Annotated in this window: 16 protein-coding genes and 1 pseudogene; 4 read left to right on the top strand and 13 right to left on the bottom strand. The window is 51.8% G+C overall.

The window, feature by feature from the left end; genetic code table 11:
• Positions 1–190 precede the first annotated feature (190 nt).
• Positions 191–1,300 (bottom strand): aspartate-semialdehyde dehydrogenase, encoded by a 1,110-nt coding sequence (gene asd, locus SFA31_RS04365; RefSeq protein WP_322836880.1) that lies wholly within the window; start codon positions 1,298–1,300, stop codon positions 191–193.
• Positions 1,301–1,592: 292 nt separating this feature from the next.
• Here asd and SFA31_RS04360 point away from each other — a divergent pair, with 292 nt between their 5' ends.
• On the top strand, positions 1,593–2,186 hold the full coding sequence (locus tag SFA31_RS04360) for a YhgN family NAAT transporter (protein WP_322836879.1): 594 nt from the start codon (positions 1,593–1,595) through the stop codon (positions 2,184–2,186).
• A gap of 80 nt (positions 2,187–2,266) precedes the next feature.
• Here SFA31_RS04360 and gntU read toward each other — a convergent pair whose 3' ends face one another.
• The 5 genes and pseudogenes from gntU to SFA31_RS04335 all read right to left on the bottom strand — a co-directional run.
• Positions 2,267–3,607: a gluconate transporter gene (gene gntU, locus SFA31_RS04355; RefSeq protein ID WP_322836878.1), complete on the bottom strand. Its 1,341-nt coding sequence runs from the start codon at positions 3,605–3,607 to the stop codon at positions 2,267–2,269.
• A complete protein-coding gene (gene gntK, locus SFA31_RS04350) occupies positions 3,604–4,140 on the bottom strand; it encodes a gluconokinase (RefSeq protein WP_322836877.1) in 537 nt (178 codons plus the stop codon). The genes gntU and gntK overlap by 4 nt, the downstream gene beginning before the upstream one ends.
• A gap of 268 nt (positions 4,141–4,408) precedes the next feature.
• The gene (gene gntR / locus SFA31_RS04345; RefSeq protein WP_322836876.1) at positions 4,409–5,404 is read right to left on the bottom strand and encodes a gluconate operon transcriptional repressor GntR; all 996 of its coding nucleotides are present in this window, start codon (positions 5,402–5,404) and stop codon (positions 4,409–4,411) included.
• Positions 5,405–5,538: 134 nt separating this feature from the next.
• The gene (locus SFA31_RS04340; RefSeq protein ID WP_322836875.1) at positions 5,539–6,234 is read right to left on the bottom strand and encodes a pirin family protein; all 696 of its coding nucleotides are present in this window, start codon (positions 6,232–6,234) and stop codon (positions 5,539–5,541) included.
• A gap of 593 nt (positions 6,235–6,827) precedes the next feature.
• Positions 6,828–6,935 (bottom strand): annotated as a pseudogene (locus SFA31_RS04335) (fimbria/pilus outer membrane usher protein); the annotation flags it as partial.
• 189 nt (positions 6,936–7,124) lie between these two features.
• Between SFA31_RS04335 and SFA31_RS04330 the strand changes: the two are divergent.
• Entirely contained in the window at positions 7,125–7,637 is a 513-nt protein-coding gene (locus SFA31_RS04330) for a GNAT family N-acetyltransferase (protein WP_322836874.1), read from the top strand.
• A gap of 99 nt (positions 7,638–7,736) precedes the next feature.
• Here the strand turns inward: SFA31_RS04330 and ggt are convergent, their stop codons facing one another.
• Entirely contained in the window at positions 7,737–9,455 is a 1,719-nt protein-coding gene (gene ggt / locus SFA31_RS04325) for a gamma-glutamyltransferase (RefSeq protein WP_322836873.1), read from the bottom strand.
• A gap of 179 nt (positions 9,456–9,634) precedes the next feature.
• Here ggt and SFA31_RS04320 point away from each other — a divergent pair, with 179 nt between their 5' ends.
• Positions 9,635–9,967, top strand: a complete 333-nt coding sequence (locus SFA31_RS04320) for a DUF2756 domain-containing protein (RefSeq protein ID WP_322836872.1) — start codon at positions 9,635–9,637, stop codon at positions 9,965–9,967.
• A 100-nt stretch (positions 9,968–10,067) separates the two neighbouring features.
• Here the strand turns inward: SFA31_RS04320 and SFA31_RS04315 are convergent, their stop codons facing one another.
• Together SFA31_RS04315 and ugpQ are read right to left on the bottom strand one after the other, a co-directional pair.
• Entirely contained in the window at positions 10,068–10,292 is a 225-nt protein-coding gene (locus SFA31_RS04315) for a hypothetical protein (RefSeq protein ID WP_322836871.1), read from the bottom strand.
• Positions 10,293–10,338: 46 nt separating this feature from the next.
• Complete coding sequence (ugpQ, locus tag SFA31_RS04310; RefSeq protein ID WP_322836870.1) at positions 10,339–11,079, bottom strand: glycerophosphodiester phosphodiesterase; 741 nt, start codon at positions 11,077–11,079, stop codon at positions 10,339–10,341.
• A 1,053-nt stretch (positions 11,080–12,132) separates the two neighbouring features.
• On the opposite strand from ugpQ, the gene SFA31_RS04305 reads away from it, so the two are divergent.
• Positions 12,133–13,761, top strand: a complete 1,629-nt coding sequence (locus tag SFA31_RS04305) for a methyl-accepting chemotaxis protein (protein WP_322836869.1) — start codon at positions 12,133–12,135, stop codon at positions 13,759–13,761.
• Positions 13,762–14,182: 421 nt separating this feature from the next.
• Here the strand turns inward: SFA31_RS04305 and rpoH are convergent, their stop codons facing one another.
• The 4 genes from rpoH to ftsY all read right to left on the bottom strand — a co-directional run bounded on the left by rpoH (position 14,183) and on the right by ftsY (position 18,725).
• Positions 14,183–15,040 carry an RNA polymerase sigma factor RpoH gene (gene rpoH, locus SFA31_RS04300; RefSeq protein WP_322836868.1) on the bottom strand — a complete coding sequence of 286 codons (858 nt, stop codon included), beginning with the start codon at positions 15,038–15,040 and terminating at the stop codon, positions 14,183–14,185.
• Positions 15,041–15,302: 262 nt separating this feature from the next.
• The gene (gene ftsX / locus SFA31_RS04295) at positions 15,303–16,385 is read right to left on the bottom strand and encodes a permease-like cell division protein FtsX (RefSeq protein ID WP_416208318.1); all 1,083 of its coding nucleotides are present in this window, start codon (positions 16,383–16,385) and stop codon (positions 15,303–15,305) included.
• The gene (ftsE, locus tag SFA31_RS04290; protein ID WP_322836866.1) at positions 16,363–17,031 is read right to left on the bottom strand and encodes a cell division ATP-binding protein FtsE; all 669 of its coding nucleotides are present in this window, start codon (positions 17,029–17,031) and stop codon (positions 16,363–16,365) included. Before ftsE ends, ftsX begins: the two co-directional genes overlap by 23 nt.
• A 2-nt stretch (positions 17,032–17,033) precedes the next feature.
• Complete coding sequence (gene ftsY, locus SFA31_RS04285; protein ID WP_322836865.1) at positions 17,034–18,725, bottom strand: signal recognition particle-docking protein FtsY; 1,692 nt, start codon at positions 18,723–18,725, stop codon at positions 17,034–17,036.
• Positions 18,726–18,805: the final 80 nt, after the last annotated feature.

Below are 18,805 nucleotides of genomic sequence, written 5' to 3'. Positions count from 1 at the left end.
TGTCTTTTCCACCAACACGCAAGGCCGCGCTGTATTTCACGCAGCGCGGCATTATTTAGAAAACATTCGCCGCTGCAGCCCGCCAAAGCCAGGACATAGCGATTTCGCTGCAGAGCAGTTTATAACCCTCACCTGCTTCAGCTCAGCAACCATGCCGCTCCGCTCTCGGGCCACATTAATAATGGAAAGTTTAGGCAAGCTGACGCAGCATACGTCGCAGCGGCTCGGCGGCTCCCCACAAAAGCTGATCGCCGACCGTAAACGCGGATAAATACTCTGGGCCCATATTCAGCTTACGCAGACGCCCAACGGGCGCGTTGAGGGTACCGGTGACTGCCGCCGGCGTAAGTTCACGCATCGTGATTTCACGCTCATTCGGCACCACTTTTACCCATTCATTATGATCAGCCAGCATGGCTTCTATGGTGGGCAGCGACACCTCTTTTTTCAGTTTCAGCGTAAATGCCTGGCTATGGCAACGCAGCGCTCCCACGCGAACGCACAGGCCGTCAACGGGGATAGTGTTTGACGTGGCTAGAATTTTGTTGGTTTCCGCCTGCCCTTTCCACTCTTCGCGGCTTTGCCCGTTATCCAACTGCTTATCAATCCAGGGAATAAGGCTGCCGGCCAGCGGCACGCCAAAGTTATCCACCGGTAATTCACCGCTGCGGGTTAACTGCGTAACGCGGCGCTCAATATCCAGAATGGCGGAGGCAGGATTGGCGAGCGCTTCGGCTACGTCGTCGTGCAGCATACCCATTTGCGTAATCAACTCGCGCATATGGCGCGCGCCGCCGCCAGAGGCCGCCTGATACGTAGCCACAGAGGCCCACTCTACCAGCCCATTCGCGAATAATCCTCCCAGCGACATTAGCATCAGGCTCACGGTACAGTTGCCGCCGACAAACGTTTTGCCGCCGCGATTCAGAGCTTCATCTATTACGCGTTGATTGACCGGATCGAGTACGATCGTCGCGTCTTCCCGCATCCGCAGCGTGGACGCAGCGTCTATCCAGTAACCCTGCCAGCCACTTTCCCGAAGCGCCGGATAGATTTCGTTGGTATAATAGCCGCCCTGGCAGGTCACGATAATATCCAGCGCCTTTAGCGAATCCAGACAGTAGGCATTCTGAAGCACATTTTCAGCAGGCTGTCCGGCGAACGAAGGCGCCGGCTGACCGACCTGCGACGTAGAAAAGAAAATCGGGCGAATAGCCGCAAAGTCGTGCTCCTGCGTCATGCGCTGCATCAGCACAGACCCAACCATGCCGCGCCAGCCGATAAAACCAACATTTTTCATAGCGAATAATTCCTGAGAGGTCAGAGCGAATTGTGCATCCCAGCAGTAAGACTGGTACAGTCATCCACCTTACAAAATGCTGCCAAAGTCGCAAGTGAAAATAATCGATGATAGCCCCGCCCTGAGTAATAACGCTTATCGCCAGGGGCAAAGCGCAACGGACTGGCCACCGCCGCAGGCGGGCCGCAAAGGATAAAATAGCGTTAAGAAAATCAATACATTGATATTTATTTGATTAATAACGAGAAAGCGCCCATTTTTTCTCGTCATCTGTTATTTGAGAAAGCCATTTATGAGTGATATTTTTTCCGCCACCGTTTTGCTGCTACTGATTATGGATCCGCTGGGTAATCTACCGATTTTTATGTCGGTGCTAAAGCATACCGAGCCAAAGCGCCGCCGGGCGATTATGATCCGCGAACTGCTTATTGCGCTGCTTATCATGCTGATTTTTCTGTTCGCTGGCGAACGTATCCTGGCATTTTTGAATCTGCGCGCCGAAACCGTCTCGATTTCCGGCGGCATTATCTTATTTCTGATTGCGATTAAAATGATTTTCCCCAGCCATGAAGGCAATGCCAGCGGCCTGCCCGCCGGCGAAGAACCTTTTATCGTGCCGCTGGCGATCCCGCTGGTAGCCGGACCTACGCTTCTTGCCACGCTGATGCTGCTATCGCACCAGTATCCCGGCAACATCAGCGCGCTGGTTATTGCGTTACTGCTGGCCTGGGGCGGCACGGTATTTATCCTGCTTCAGTCATCGCTGTTCCTGAGGCTGCTGGGCGAAAAAGGCGTAAATGCGCTGGAACGTCTCATGGGGCTGATTCTGGTGATGCTGGCCACGCAGATGTTCCTTGACGGAATCCGCGCCTGGATGAAAGGATAAAAGTAGGCCACCGGAACGGGTGGTCTAAATACTAAAATTGAGGAAAGGCGCAGAGCCGCCCACCGGGCGGCCCTGCTGCATTAGGAAAGGAGCTCGAAGGCTATCATTCCAACGATTGCACCCACCGTGCCAAGGATAGTCTCCATCAGCGTCCAGGTCTTCAGGGTTTGCGCTTCGGTAGCGCCGGTGAAGCGCCCATATAGCCAGAATCCGGCATCATTTACGTGGCTGACCACAATAGAACCGCCGGCAATGCAGATTGACAGCGCCGCCAGTTGGGCACCTGAATAGTGCAACTGCTCAATTACCGGCATGACCAGGCCCACGGCCGTCAGACAGGCCACGGTCGCGGACCCCTGAATAATACGCACCGCCGCCGCCAGCACAAAACAGGTAACCGCAATCGGCAACCCAACGCCGGTTAGCGCCTCACCTAACGCAGGGCCGACGCCAGAATCCACCAGTACCTGCTTGAACACGCCGCCGGCACCAATAACCAGTAGGATAATCCCGGCGGGCTGAAGGGCATGTCCACAAATTTCCATCACCCGCTCTTTATCCATACCCTGGCGCATCGCCAGGCCATAGATAGCCACCAGACAGGCAACCAAGATGGCGGTAAACGGATGGCCGATAAACTCAAACCACTCATAGAGCGTGGAGCCTTCGGCGGTAAAACGCGCGGCGATGGTTTTCAGCCCCACCAGAATTAAAGGCAGCAGAATAAGCGACAGACTAAATCCAAAAGAGGGCAATTTTCCTTCGCCCAAATGGGGTTCTGTAACGTCATCCGGAATAGACAATTGAACATAACGGCTAATAAAGTTACCGAATAGCGGCCCGGCGATAATCATACCCGGCACCGCTGCGCACAGGCCAATAAGGATCATCCAGCCAAAGTCCGCGTGCATTTGCGAAGCCAGTAGCATCGGCGCCGGACCGGGCAGCAGGAAAGCCGCCGCCGCCGCGACCCCGGCAAAAAGCGGGATCACCAGTTTTATCAAGTTAGTGCCGGTATGGCGTGCCATTGAAAACGCGACGCTAATCAGCAGGACGATTGCGACTTCAAAAAACAGCGGCAGCGCGCAAATCAGCCCGGCCAGCCCGATAGCGTAGTGCGCCCGGCTATGGCCAAATGACTTCAGCATTTTTACGGCTATCTGATCTACCGCACCGGTTTCGTGCAGGATTTTGCCAAACATCGCTCCCAGCGCCACTACCACGGCCAGGAACCCGAGCGTGCCGCCCATACCTTTTTCCATCGTGGCGGCGATTTTATCCAGCGGCATCCCGGAAAACAGCCCCGCGCCAACAGAAACGACCATCAGTGCGACAAACGCGTGCATTCGCGCCTTCATCACCAACAGCAATAGCAGCAGGACAGAGCCTACCGCGGTTAATACCAGCGTTAATGTACTCACGATCCCGCCTCATTTTGCTTAATCATAGAAATAGCATTTGCTACCACGCCATCCAGCGGCTGGTCGATATCGACAACCAGAACGTCGCCTTCGTCAGCCTGCGGCTCTTCCAACGCATCGAATTGGGTCACCAGCATTTGCGGTTTAAAGAAATGGCCCTTCCGGGCTTTAAGCCGGCTTTCAATCAGCGCGTAATCTCCTTTCAGGTAGATAAACGCTAAATTAGGATTTCCTTCACGCAGGAGATCTCGATAACTTTTTTTCAAGGCAGAACAGACAATTAACGAGATTTTATTGGTGCGCTGCATAGCAAATGCAGCATCATTCAGCGCTTTTAGCCACGGAATGCGGTCGTCATCGTTCAGCGGCTCTCCGGAAGCCATCTTGAGGATATTACGGCGAGGATGCAGGAAATCACCGTCCAGAAAAGCGGCATGAAGTTTGTGGGCCATTTCACCGGCAACGGCGGATTTACCGCTACCGGAAACGCCCATCAGGACATAAACGTGATGGTCGTGATTAATAGTGCTCATAGCGCGACTCCGACTGACACAAAGTAACATCGGCATAGTGATGTTACGGGTAACTGTTATCGGTAACATTGTCGAACGCCGCGTGTAGAGAAGCAACGTCCGTTTTCAGGAATTGCCTGTAATTGTGAACCTTGTCAAATAATAGGGTGACTCAGCGTCTCGCCCTGCCCGCCACCACCGGCAGGTGCACGGCGTATTACCGGGCGCTTTCCCAAATAGGAATGAGTAGCCCTGTATTGACGCTCCCGAGTTTCCCAATGAATTGCCGCTAGACAGAGCCGCCGGGGAATAATGTAAACCCCAGATCGCACTGCGCTGGCACCACATTTTCACCGCGGATGCGCGCCAGTAAACGTTCAGCGCCGATACGCCCCATCCGTTCGCGCGGAGTCAAAACGCTGGCCAGCGGCGGCTCCATAACTTGCCCGATATCATGCCCATGAAAACCCGCAATCGCGATATCGTCCGGGATGCGCAGCCCTAATCGCTGACATTCAAACGCCGCGCCCACCGCAAGATCATCGTTAGTACAAAAAATACCGTCAAGCTCCGGATATTCGCGTTTAGCCCGACGAAAAAGCGCAATACCGGCGGAATAAGAAGACGATTGTTCATCCATTACGCTGTAAGGCGTCACCCCGGCGTCGCGCATTGCCTGCTCATAGCCGCGCTGCTTCATGATTGTGCGTTCATCGAGACGCGCGCCGAGATAGGCGATATGCCGATGCCCGCGCTGGAGCATTAGCTCGGTCATTTGGCGCGCCGCTTCGACGTTATCAAACCCCACCGCAATATCAAGACACGGAGAGACGCTATCCATCAATTCCACCACCGGGATTCCGGCGGTTTCTATCATACGCACCGTGCGCGGCGTGTGTGCGCGTTCGGAGAGAATTAAGCCGTCAATGTTCCAGGAGAGCATCGACATAATACGTTCTTCTTCCAGCTCTGGACGATAACCATAGTGCGCCAGCATCGTCTGATAACCGTGCGCATCAATCACACTTTCAATGCCGCGTAATACTTCAGCGAATACCTGGTTGGTTAAAGACGGGAGTAGAACGCCAATTGCCCGACTGGTGGCATTAGATAGAATATCCGGCGCACGATTGGGGATATACCCCAGTTCGTCCAGCGCGACGGCGATTTTTTCACGCAACGCCACCGAGACCTGTTCAGGGTTACGTAAAAAACGACTCACCGTCATTTTTGTTACGCCGACGCGATCGGCAACATCCTGCAATATCGGTCTTTTCTTTTTCATTGTCCTGAAGCAGTTATCAATAACGGTCCGGCTCAGTGTAGCACGGTCCTGCCGCAGGCTTCCCGTGTTATGGGGCGAAGACGCTTATACTCAAAAAAAGGGCCGCCCGGCGGGCGACCCTGGATATTCCCGGTTTATACCGGAGATAAATCGAACAGCAGGATTTCACTGGCGCTATCGGCATGGATTGAAATAGCCTGTTCATCCCAAATAGCAATACCGTCGCTGGTCGTCGCTTTTTGCCCATTAATAGACACATCGCCTTTAACAACCTGTATCCAGACGCGGCGATCGGCGGCAATTTGCCAAATTGACTGTTCATCTTTCGCCAGCACCCAGCGATACAGCTCCATATCCTGATAAACCCTGAGCGAACCCTCACGCGCATCCGGCGACAGCACCAATTGCCGGCCCTGCGGCGCATCAAATCGACGCTGCTCATAGCGCGGCTCAATCCCCGTTTTTTCGGGAATGATCCAGATCTGATACAGGCGCAGGCGCTCATCCGCCTTCGGGTTGTATTCAGAATGGCGCACGCCGGTCCCGGCGCTCATTATTTGGAATTCACCGGCTGGCACCTGTTCTTTGTTGCCCATGCTATCCTGGTGCTCAACCGCCCCTTCCAGCACATAAGTCAGGATTTCCATATCTTTATGCGGATGGGTGCCAAACCCCTGCCCGGCCTCTATTACATCTTCATTTATAACGCGAAGCGCAGAAAACCCCATAAAATTAGGATCATAATAGTCCGCAAACGAAAATGAATGCCATGAATCCAGCCAACCGTGATTAGCATGGCCGCGCTCATTGGCTTTACGTGTATAAATCATATTAACCCCCTGCACAATCTCGATAACAATAGTGTGGACCTGAAACCCCGGCGATGATAGAGGGGGAAAATTGATACCTACATTCAAAAAATATGAATAATAAAACACCGGCATGTATATTCTATCCAGCGATGACCAGTCGTGATTAACCGGCCCGTTCGCGCTATTCGCTATTGTACATCGGGTTAAACATTCAAAAATATTCACATTTATGAACAGGCAACTGGCCTGTGTGCAATCGGGCTAATCGCCCGTCTTTTTTGTATACGATACGGACAGGCCTGTTTCGGGTTTGTCACAGACTGATATAGACATTAGCACTGCCTTCATCGGGGAAGTAACAGCGGGGTGACATTCCGGCCCTGTATAGCAGAGCAATTAAGGCGACTGTTTACGGTAATGCAGTCCCCGGTATCACCCGTTTCCTACAGATAAAAAAAAGCCAGCGCATGGCTGGCTAAAAAATACTGGAAGCAATGTGAGCAATGTCGTGCCTTCAGGTTTCACCGCAAAGTCTCCCCTGAACGCAGTGCAATAATAATCATTATCATTCTCATGTGTCCAGCGATTTCGAAAATTTTTTGGCATTTCCTCTAATGCAAATCACCGCCATACCCCATGGCCCCAACGTCGCTTAAGGCATACGGCTCCGGCGGAACGGTAGTTTCATAAACCGTTTGCCCGCACTGGGTAACGCGAACCCGAGCATTCTTATTTCCGTTATCTAACGGCGAAAATTAAAGGCAACGATTGCCAGATACGGCTCCACTTAGGCGAGATGAGGCGTTTGTCCGGCTTCCCCAAATAAAGCCCTACGCCAGACTTGGGACTTGCCCATCAATAAATTCAGTGGTATCCAGAAAACTACCACATCATTTAGGAATCATTGGATGCCTCATATCACTCTACGCCACGCAGCGCCGGAAGACGCCGAGGCATTACTGCGTATCAACGCTCATCCTGATGTACTGCGCAATACACTGCAATTCCCCTACCCTGCGCCCGATACCTGGCTGACGAGGCTCACGCAAAAACAGGCCGGGCAGCACCATCTGGTAGCCTGTATTGATACAAACGTTGCAGGGCATCTGCATCTCCAGGTTGAACAAAATCCGCGGCGTAGCCACGTGGCAAGCTTCGGTATCAGCGTCGATCCTCACTGGCAGGGTCAGGGTGTCGCCTCTACGTTATTACAAAGCGCCATCGACCTCTGTGATAACTGGCTGCGCGTCGAGCGCCTTGAATTAAGCGTCTATGTCGATAACGCACCGGCTCTGGCGCTGTATCAAAAATATGATTTCGCTATAGAAGGCACCGGACGCCAATACGCCCTGCGCAACGGAGAATATACGGATGTCTACTTTATGGCACGGTTAAAGAACGAGCATCGGACTGCGGAATAACGCGCCGGTTTACCCGGCCATCGGGATCTTCGTAAGCCTGCCAGTAACATTACTTCACAATAAAATACGCCGCCCCGCACCAGCGAAGCGGCATTAAAATTAATAGCCGGCCGCCAGATCGTCTGGCGTCCGGGGATCGGCCGCGCCGTAAAGCGTCCCGTCGGGCGCTGCCATAATGCTTTGTGTACTGCCCATCGCCGGTTTCACCGCAATATGCTGTCCTTTTGCTTCAAGCAGACGCAGCGTGTCCGGGCTAAACCCTTTTTCAACGCGCAGTTCATCCGGCAACCACTGGTGATGAAAGCGCGGCGCATTGGTCGCCTCCGCAACGTTCATACCAAAATCAATGGTATTCACCAGCATTTGCAGCACCGTTGTAATAATACGGCTCCCGCCGGGGCTGCCCGTCACCAGCCAGACTTTCCCATCTTTCAGCACCAGCGTCGGCGACATTGATGACAGCGGGCGTTTACGCGGCGCCACGGCGTTCGCTTCACCGCCAACAAGACCATACACATTCGGCGTTCCCGGCTTCGCAGAAAAGTCATCCATCTCATTATTCATTAAAATACCGGTATTACCGGCGACAATGCCGCTGCCAAACGTCGTGTTTAGCGTATAAGTGACCGCTACGGCGTTACCTTCTTTGTCGACCACGGAGAAATGGGTAGTCTGGTCGCTTTCATAAGGTGCCAGCTTGCCAGGTTTAATGTCGCTCGAAGGCCGCGCTTTATTAAGATGGATTTGCTGCGCCAAAGATTTAGCGTAGGCCTTACTGGTTAAAGCCTGAATCGGTACTTTTACAAAATCCGGATCGCCCAAATATTCCGAGCGATCGGCATAAGCGTACTTCTCAGCTTCCGCCATCGTATGCATTGCATCCGCGCTGCCAAATCCGTACTTCGCCAGGTCGCTATTCTCCAGGATGTTCAATATCTGTACGATATGAATTCCTCCGGAGGATGGTGGGGGCATCGAATAAATTTGATAACCGCGATAATCGCCGCGAACTGGCTCGCGTTCCACGGCGCGATAAGCGCCAAGATCGGCTTTCGTGATAAGACCGCCGTGCTTCGCCATCTCCTGGGCAATTTGCGTCGCGATAGCGCCTTTATAAAAAGCATCTGGTCCAGATTGTGCAATTAACGCCAGGCTATGGGCCAAATGACGCTGCACCAGCCGTTCGCCCTTTGCCCAGGGTTTACCGTTCAGCTTCCAGAAAATCGCCTTGCTATTCGCATGCTGAGGCAAAACCTCGCTTCCGTACTGCTTCAGATCGTCCGCCAGCGCATCATTTACCACAATACCTTCTTTAGCCAGGCGAATAGCGGGCTGCAGCACGCGGCTAAGCGGCAGCGTGCCATATTTTTCAAGAGCCAGCGCAAACCCGGCAACGGTGCCAGGCGTACCGGAAGCCAGATGCGACGTGAGAGACTTTTTACTGTCCGCCTCCCCTTTTTCATCCAGGAACATATCGCGGCTAGCGGAAGCTGGAGCCATCTCACGGAAATCTATTGCGATATTTTTCCCCTCTGCGGTATGTAACATCATAAATCCACCGCCTCCCAGGTTCCCTGCCTGAGGATGCGTGACCGCCAGAGCAAACCCAACGGCGACGGCCGCGTCTACCGCATTTCCCCCGCGCTTTAAAATATCAACGCCAACTCGGGTTGCCGTCGCATCCACCGATGACACCATACCGTGGCGTGCCACTGTCGGATGAAAAACATCTTCTTCTACGCCATATGAAACCGGCGGCGGAGCCGCCACGGCCTGAAACGCCAGCGCCAGCCCGCACGCAATTAACCACTGCTTCATCGTTATATTCTCCCGTCTGGAAGGAAATGGCTCACAGAAACACCCAAAATCAGATAGACCTGGCAGGTATGCGACGCGCCGTAGCTTACGGATGCGGCTGAACGTATCGCCAAGCCTGCGGTAAAGCCTGGTTGAGAATGTTTGAAAAAACATCGCCAGGTGGAGAAAAGGCGTACAATATGAGAAACCTTCACGAAGAGGAGCGTAACGTGAAAGCGATATTCGTCATAGGAATGGGGTTATTTTCGCTATATGCCAGCGCAAAGCCGCTCACGGCGCAGCAAATGCGTAATGAACCACTATTGCAAAACTCCAGTCAGCAAAGAACGCAGCAGGAAATGCGTATTCAGCAAAACCAGCAGCAAAATAATCTGCAGCAGGCGTTACGCAGTCAGCAACAGCGCCAGGAGCAGCGGCTACAGAACCAGATGCAAACCGATCGCGACCGCATTCGTCAGTCACAGCCCGGCGCGGTAACCTCGCAGCAGCGGATAATGCCGCGCGCGCAATAATGATCCGTGGCGTTAAATACCCGTGCTTAAGGCGCCTTCGCAGGCGCTTTTTTATCGCCCGTTAACGCCGATAAATAGGTAAATTTGCGGCATAAGTGCCCTACCAAAGCCAAAACGAAGCAGAAAACCATATCAAGATACGCTCCGTATCAAAAGCAGCGTTTAACAGAGTCCCGCATTGTGGAAATGCCGAAGTGAACCCTGCCAGCAAAGCAACGGCACCCACTTTTACCGCAAACTTATCAAGGCGCAGGAAAACCTGCCCAATAATGAACTGGGAGTGATTATTCATAGTGCGATAAAAAACGCCCGCCAGCTTCGACATTGCCGCCTGGCCCTCACGCCTTTCAAGCGGTGGCCAGGGTTCTAAATCAGGAGCCAAAGTCCGGACCAATGATATCAATGCGATCGGTGCACAGCGTATCTACGCCAAGTCGCAGTAGTTCCCGCGCCCGGTGCGGGGAGTTAACGGTATACGCCAGAATTCGCAGTCCTTCTCGTTTAATCGCCGTAATACGGTCCGGCGTTAACAGGCGATGGTTGAGATGCAAAGAGACGCACTCCAGCGAACGTGCCTGCTGACGCCAGTCTTCGCGCCAGCGATCCATTAATAGCCCGCGCGGCAGCTCCGGTACGGCGCACCGTGCCGCAGCCAGCGCCTGCGGAGAAAAAGACGATAGCAAGGGTGCCTTCATGCCCTGCCATAGCGTTTGCGCTGCACGCGCCACTGCTGCACCCGTTTCGACGTCCAGCCCGGTAGTGGGCTTAATTTCAATATTGGCCTCCATGCCATAGCGGCGGCAGCGCTCCGCTACTTCAGATAATAGCGGCAAAGGTTCCCCGTCAAAGTCGCGGCCAAACCAGCTTCCTGCATCAACCCGCTTTAGCTGTAACCAGTCCAGGCAGCCTGCTACGCCCCACGCATTACTGGTGCGGTCGAGCGTATCATCGTGCAGCAAAAAAGGTTGCCCATCTCGCGATAGCTTTACATCAAACTCAATCATCCGGTGCCCAAAACGCGCCCCGGCATCGATACCTGCCAGCGTATTCTCTGGCGCCAACCGCCCGCCGCCGCGATGGGCGGCGATCCTTGCATAACTCCACTCGATCACACGTTTTTCCACTCTTTTTGCGAATACGTCTGGTTCCTTGCGGGCCAGCCCGGCGCGCGCTTTCCCACAATTTTAACGCCCCGGCTCTGCCGGCTATTTTATTCATTGTGATAACGCGCGTTGCAGGAAAGCAGAATAATCTACCCGGCCCCATTTTTCACGCACTCACCGCGTCTGTGGCAAAAACAGGGCATATTTTTTAGAATGAAAAATACTTTCCCCCTCATACAATACGGATCACGGTTATTTTCAGTGAGGCTGAATATATAAAGGTTGCTAAATTAGATCTCCGGATATATAGAGGAACCATGAATGAAAAATGAAGTAATAACCACTGCGGTAAATACCAATTTAAATAACCAGCCTCATAAAGTGGTTACTTCCAGGAGAACTCACTTGGTACTTCAAAACATAAAAAGTAGCAGAGTGGATAATTAGAGTGGCGCATCCCTGCGCGCGTTTTCCCCAGGCTGGCACCAGTAAATTTTTAGCATAAAATAGAGTCAATCTTTGAATTGAGAGTACCGATCATTCAGGCATTAGTTTTCCTATATCCATTTATCAGCTTACGGGAGTTACATTAACCTATCCGAACAAAAAGATTTCCAGATGCCCCGTCAGCTTCATTATTAATATCCCGTTTACTTACAATTCTATACGCCTAAGCTAACGCATAATGAAAATAACTCAGTGGTATCGAACTGAGAGTTCGCTTTCATAAACAACTGGCTACATTATAGCCATAAGTTTCCCTACCATCAGCCTCTCACAATATTATTTTTAACCAAAGTCTCATACTCGACAGAAAGAGCGCTAATTGCCCGAAAGAATCCCCCCTCTAACGGCAGGTAGCCAAAAGATTATTTTTATTAACCAGCCAGACCAATTGAGAGTAACAAAAATTCGATTATTACCATAATTACCAGCCTTTTCTGGCTATTCCATTTTGGAAAAATATTATCAAATATAATGTTATAGAATTTACAATCGATATACATAATTGTCTTATATAGAAAATAACGATCAATGTTATAAAAATGATCGTTAATTACCATGGTGTTGATTGCTTTGTCAGTTAAAGTCAATAAGCTCCAGGCCGATAGTAATCTTTGTCTAACCTCACAAAGCGGACATCGTATGCCTAAAATAAAATTAAGTTTCTCACATAAAATCTGGATCCCTTTAATACTATGCCTGCTAACGCTTTGCGCAGTCATTTTTACCGGATATTCTTTATTTAAGTCATCACTTCTTGAGGAAAGAAGAGCCAAAATCTCTGCAATCGTTGATACGGCAGAAAATATCGCTAAGAAGTATGCTGAGCTAGAAAAAAAAGGGGTATTAACCCGATCGCAGGCTCAAGAAGAAGCGCGCAATGAAATCACGATGCTGGAATATGAAAATGGGAAAGGCTATGTGTTTATCACTAATAAAAATGGCATATTTATTTACAATAAAACTAAAAGCATTATAGGTAAAAACTTCAATGACATAGTGCCAGGTTTCATTGAACAGACCTATTCCAAAAAAGGTGGATTTATCCATTATCTGTGGGAAGTTCCAGGTAAAGGAAAGATAGAAAAAATCACGTATGGGCGAAGCTTCCCGTTCTGGGAATGGGATCTTGCCAGTGGTGTTTATATGGATGACATCCAGGATTCTCTAAATGATATTTTACATAAACTGATCCTGACGTCCCTACTGATTATTATTCCTTGCTTAATTATTGCGTTATCTATCAATCGCAATATTATCGGCGAAATCCGTAAAATTGGTGAGGAGCCAGGAGTTGTACAAAAAATTGCGCTTGCTATTGCAAATAATGATCTCACGACCCCAATTAGCATAAGTAATAAAAAACAGAATACCATTATTTATGCTCTCAATGACATGCAGGAAAACCTGAAAAAACTGATTGGGAGCATATATGAATCATCTCAGCACGTGCGCCATGTTGCGGATGAACTTGCCCGCGGAAATACTGAACTATCGTCACGCACAGAAGAACAGGCTGCGGCCGTACAGCAAACGGCGGCCAGTCTTGAAGAGATCACATCCACCATCAAAATGAATGCTGAAAACGCTCAGCAGGCTGCGGAAGATGCAACCCGCGCCAATAACACGGCCTCTAAAGGCCATGAAGCCGCCAGCAGTATGCTCGCAGCGATGGAAAAAATTGCCTCCAGCTCCAGCAAAATTGTCGATATTATCTCCGTTATAGAAGGCATTGCCTTTCAAACCAATATTCTTGCACTTAATGCCGCCGTTGAAGCAGCTCGGGCGGGTGAACGCGGACGCGGCTTCGCCGTCGTCGCCAGCGAAGTGCGCGTATTGGCCCAGCGCAGCGCTACGGCGTCGAAAGAAATTCAAGCGCTCATTAATGAATCGACAAAACACGTTACGGAAGGACGCCGCCTTGCAGGCATGACCCAGCAAACAATGGATGAGATTGTGCAATCGAATCGTTCCGTAGCGGCAATGATGCAAGAAGTTTCAATGGCATCAGAAGAGCAAAGTAAAGGTATTTCGCAAATTGCAGTCGCGGTAGGCCAGATGGATAGTGTAACTCAGCAGAATGCGGCGCTGGTTGAAGAGTCTACAAATGCCACCAATCGCATGGAAGAGCAAACGACGCTGCTGCATCACCAGGTGAGTCGTTTCCGCCTGGAAGATAAAGCGTAATCAAAATCAACGAAAGGGTGCGGCAGGGAAGCCGATCTTTTCTTTCGTCATCGCTAGCGCGTCTCGGCCCCATCTTTCCTAAAATGATTTGTCCCGCCACTTTCAGTTTTAGCCGCATCAGTTTTAGCCGCGATATAGATATCCTGCCTTAATGCATAGTATTTCTGATGCCCCCCGGACGCGGGTATTATTAGATTCACTAAGGTCCGCTGGCGTAAGCGTGAGAATAGCTATCCCTTGATGGGATGCAGGCAGCGAATTGAAAGGGGATTTCGGCGTGGGCAAGTTGCTGACTAAAAATAGTCTCACCAAAAACGATTAGTTTTAGCAGCAAAAAGCCGCCTTCACGCATCGGGCGGCTTGAGTATATTATAGAAAACCCGGCGCCAGGCCGGGTTCTTTGGTGCGGCTACCGGACCATTTAAGCTTCGATAGCGGCACGCAGTTTCTTCATTGCATTCTTCTCAAGCTGGCGCACTCGCTCTGCGGATACGCCATAACGATCGGCTAATTCCTGCAACGTCGTTTTGTTGTCCTCATCCAGCCAGCGGGCGCGGATGATATGCTGGCTACGCTCATCTAACCCCTGCATAGCATCGGATAACTTATCGGCAGCGTGGGCCTCCCAGTTATCGTCTTCGATTCCATCAGCGAAATTAGAGGTTTTGTCCTGTAAAAACAGTACCGGCGCCATCGGCTGATGATCATTCGCATCATCGTCGGATGACATATCAAACGTCATGTCCTGGGCCGCCATTCGCGACTCCATCTCACGCACGTCTTTACTGGATACGCCAAGCTCCCGGGCTACCATTTCGACTTCATCCTGATTGAACCAGCCTAACCGCTGCTTGGTTTTGCGCAGGTTGAAGAACAGCTTACGCTGAGCCTTGGTCGTGGCTACTTTAACAATGCGCCAGTTGCGTAGCACATACTCGTGAATTTCTGCCTTGATCCAGTGAACGGCAAAAGAAACCAGACGCACGCCGACTTCAGGGTTAAAGCGACGTACCGCTTTCATCAAACCAATGTTACCTTCCTGGATCAGGTCTGCCTGCGGCAAACCGTAACCGGCATAATTACGGGCGATATGAACAACAAAGCGCAGGTGAGAAAGGATCAGCCTTTTTGCTGCTTCCAGACTACCCTGGTAATGCAGCTCTTCAGCCAGCGCCTTCTCTTCCTCAGCCGATAACATCGGCCAGGCGTTAGCGGCCCGGATATAAGATTCCAGGTTACCAACAGGGGCTAAAGCTAAATTTTGCATTTCTTTGGTCATTCAAATCCTCACAATTCTTTTGGCTTCAGGCTCATACTTTGTAAACCATGCGCCCTAAAAACCGCTGTTACGCGCCAGGGGCGACGCGCTTTATCTGTTTATCAGACAGTAATGTTATCCACAAGTTCAAATATCTCTGTGAATAAAATTGCACACAAAATGCGATACCAACATTCGTGTGAGTGAGCGCTAAAATGACAGCGAGCAACTTCCCTGCTCGCGACAAATCGCGACGCAGGGACATAAGTATACCAGAGAATGATTAGTCCGGAGTAAAGTGGCGTAAATGCTGCACCGTGGCAAGCCAGGCCGCCACCCAGCCAATCATCGAAGCGACTAATAATAGCAATAAACACTCTTCAAAAGAGAGGCCGCTTATCTCAAATTTGGTTCCGAATACGCGGGCCACATCACTTACCGCTGAGGAAAGCCGCATCACTAATATCTCTGAAAGGATCAAAGATAAAAACGCGCCGCTAAACCCTAACAGCGCTCCGCCGTATAAAAATGGGCGTAGGATAAAACCGTCTGTTGCACCGATTAGCTTTTGTACGTTAATGGTATCCCGACGAGCAAAAATACTCAGGCGCACGCTATTGCCGATAACCAAAAAAACGGCGGCAATCATTAATATTCCAATCATCGCGGCCACGCGTCCCACAAGCCCGGTTAAAGCAGAAAGACGCGCACACCAGCTATCGTCCATGCGCACTTCATCAATACCGTGGAGACGCGAAACGCGATCGCGTAAAGAAGTAAGCGACTGAGTTCCCTGGAAATCAATTTTAGGTTCAATAACCGCTACGGCGGGCAGGGGATTTTCTTCCAGCATATCCAGCGCACCGCCGAATCCAGACCAGTTACGAAACTCGCCTAGCGCCTCATCGCGGGATAAATAATCCACTTTGGCAACGCCTTCCGTCGCCTTAAGCTCACCGACAACTCGCTGAGCGCCGTCATCATCAAGCGTTTTATCCAGATAGACCGTAATTTGCGGCGTAGGATAATACTGCGTTGCTGCCTGGCTTACGTTCTTATAAACCATGTAGCACACGCTAGGCAGCGTCAGCGAAATGGCTATCACCATGATGGTTAGAAACGTTGCCAAAGGTTTACTGCGCAGATCGTACAGCGCGCCCTGCCAGGCATAGCGCATCTGCTCATTAACCTTACCGCTACGTGGCTTACTGCTATTCGTCGCGGCTTTTCCTCGCCCGCTAACACGCTGTGCAAGAGTTCGCCCGGCGCCGCTCAATCGTTCTTTCTTGCCCACAGGATTCCGGCGAGCCCCAAACTGTTTTTTCCTCATAAGCAGGCTGCGATTATTCACTGGCATGCCCCCCATGTAAGTGCCCGCCGCTTAAATTTAAGACCCGATAAGGCCGGCGCGAAATCAAAGCCAGATCGTGCGTCGCCATCAATACGGTCACGCCGACCTGATTAAACTCTTCGAACAAGCGCAAAATCCCTTCTGACAGCGCATTATCCAGGTTCCCGGTGGGTTCATCCGCCAGCAGTACCGCAGGCTTATTCACTACGGCGCGTGCGATTCCAACGCGCTGCTGCTCCCCACCCGACAGTTGAATAGGGAAGCTTTTCGCTTTATCCAGCAGGCCTACTTTATCCAGCGCAGCGGAAACACGCCTGCGAATATCTTCGCTACTGGCGCCGGCAATGATCAGCGGTATCGCCACATTATCGTACACGGTGCGGTCCATCAGCAGATGGTGATCCTGAAAGATCATGCCAATCTGCCGACGTAAGAACGGCACTTCACGCGCCCGAAGCCGGCTAATATCATGCCCGCCAAAGTAGATTTGGCCAGCGCTGGGCCGTTCAATGCCGCAAATCAGTTTAAGTAGCGTACTTTTACCCGCGCCGGAATGGCCGGTTAAAAACGCCATCTCGCCCTGACGCAGATGAAAAGAGACCCCTTGCAGCGCCTGCCTCCCGCCGCGATAGGCTTTGCTGACTTGTTCAAAGCGAATCATTGTCAATCCTCTCGGGCAAACAGTGCCTCAATAAAATCATCCGCGTTAAAGGGACGCAAATCTTCTATGCGCTCACCTACGCCAATATAGCGAATCGGTATTCCAAAGCGGTCGGCAACAGAGAAAATAACGCCGCCCTTTGCTGTACCATCAAGCTTCGTCAGAGTTATCCCCGTCAAACCAACGGCTTCATTGAATAGCTGCGTCTGGCTGACGGCATTTTGCCCGGTACTGGCATCAATGGTTAGCATCACCTCGTGCGGCGCCGCTTCGTCCAGTTTCTTCATGACGCGCACAATTTTCTTCAATTCTTCCATTAAATGCGCTTTGTTCTGCAGGCGACCCGCCGTATCGGCAATCAGCACGTCAATATTACGAGCCTTTGCGGCCTGAATCGCATCAAAAATTACCGAAGCGGAGTCCGCGCCCGTATGCTGAGCGACCACCGGAATATTATTACGCTGACCCCAAACCTGAAGCTGCTCAACCGCAGCCGCGCGGAAGGTATCTCCGGCGGCCAGCATTACACTCTTACCTTCCTGCTGGAACTGACGGGCCAGTTTACCGATCGTCGTCGTTTTGCCAACGCCGTTCACGCCAACCATGAGAATGACAAAAGGCGTATGACCTTCAATGTTTAACGGCCCATCCACTTTCTCCAGGATGCCGCTCATTTCATCTTTCAATAGCCCATATAGCGCTTCGGCATCGCGTAACTGTTTGCGCGATGCGCCTTCCGTCAGATGAGTGATAATTTTGCGGGTGGTTTCCACACCAACATCGGCAATCAGTAACTGCTCTTCCAGCTCTTCAAACAAATCATCATCGATTTTTTTACCACGGAACAGCCCGATAAATCCGGAACCAAGATTTTGTTTGGTTTTCACCAGACTGCGCTTGAGTCGGGCAAAGAACCCCTCTTTCGTGGGTTTATCCTGCTCCTGCTGTCCATCCTGGGCGCGGGCCGCTTCTTCGGCGCGTTTCACCTCTTCCGCCGCGCGGGCCGCTTCTTCGGCGCGCTTCGCCTCTTCCGCCGCGCGGACCGCTTCTTCGGCGCGCTTCGCCTCTTCCGCCGCGCGGGCAGATTCTTCGGCGCGCTTCGCCTCTTCCGCCGCGCGGGCCGCTTCTTCGGTGCGTTTCGCCTCTTCCGCCGCGCGGGCCGCTTCTTCGGCGCGTTTCACCTCTTCCGCCGCGCGGGCAGATTCTTCGGCGCGCTTCGCCTCTTCCGCCGCGCGGGCCGCTTCTTCGGCGCGTTTCACCTCTTCCGCCGCGCGGGCCACTTCTTCGGCGCGCTTCGCCTCTTCCGCCGCGCGGGCCGCTTCTTCGGCGCGTTTCGCCTCTTCCGCCGCGCGGGCCGCTTCTTCGGCGCGCTTCGCCTCTTCCACTTGTTTATTAAGGTCGGCTCGCGTAATTTCCGCTTCTTCACGCACGATACGCTCTTGTTCCGCCTGCCACTCATCCTGCAGCGGCGCCTCTGGCGCTTTTGTAACGTCTGCGTCTAAAGCCCGCGGTTTATCGTCTTCCGTCAGTTTTTCACTAACATCAACCACCTCCCGCGCGAATGCCTCCGACTTTGCGTCGGTGTGAAGCTCCGGAGTCTGCTCGTCTACGGCATGATTCGTCTGTTCTGCTTCCTGCTTCTTCTGGCCAAACCCCAGCCAGGAAAAAAGGCCCCGTTTTTTCTCTTTTGCCATTGGCGATCCCGCTCCCCGCTATTCATTCCCGGCATCTCTTCGCCGCTTTATCGGGCGAAGACTAAAATTAATGACTAATA

The organism is Erwinia sp. HR93 (genome assembly GCF_034555055.1).
GTDB classification, from domain to species: Bacteria; Pseudomonadota; Gammaproteobacteria; order Enterobacterales; family Enterobacteriaceae; genus Apirhabdus; species Apirhabdus apintestini.
This window is presented reverse-complemented; position numbering and strand designations above follow the sequence as displayed.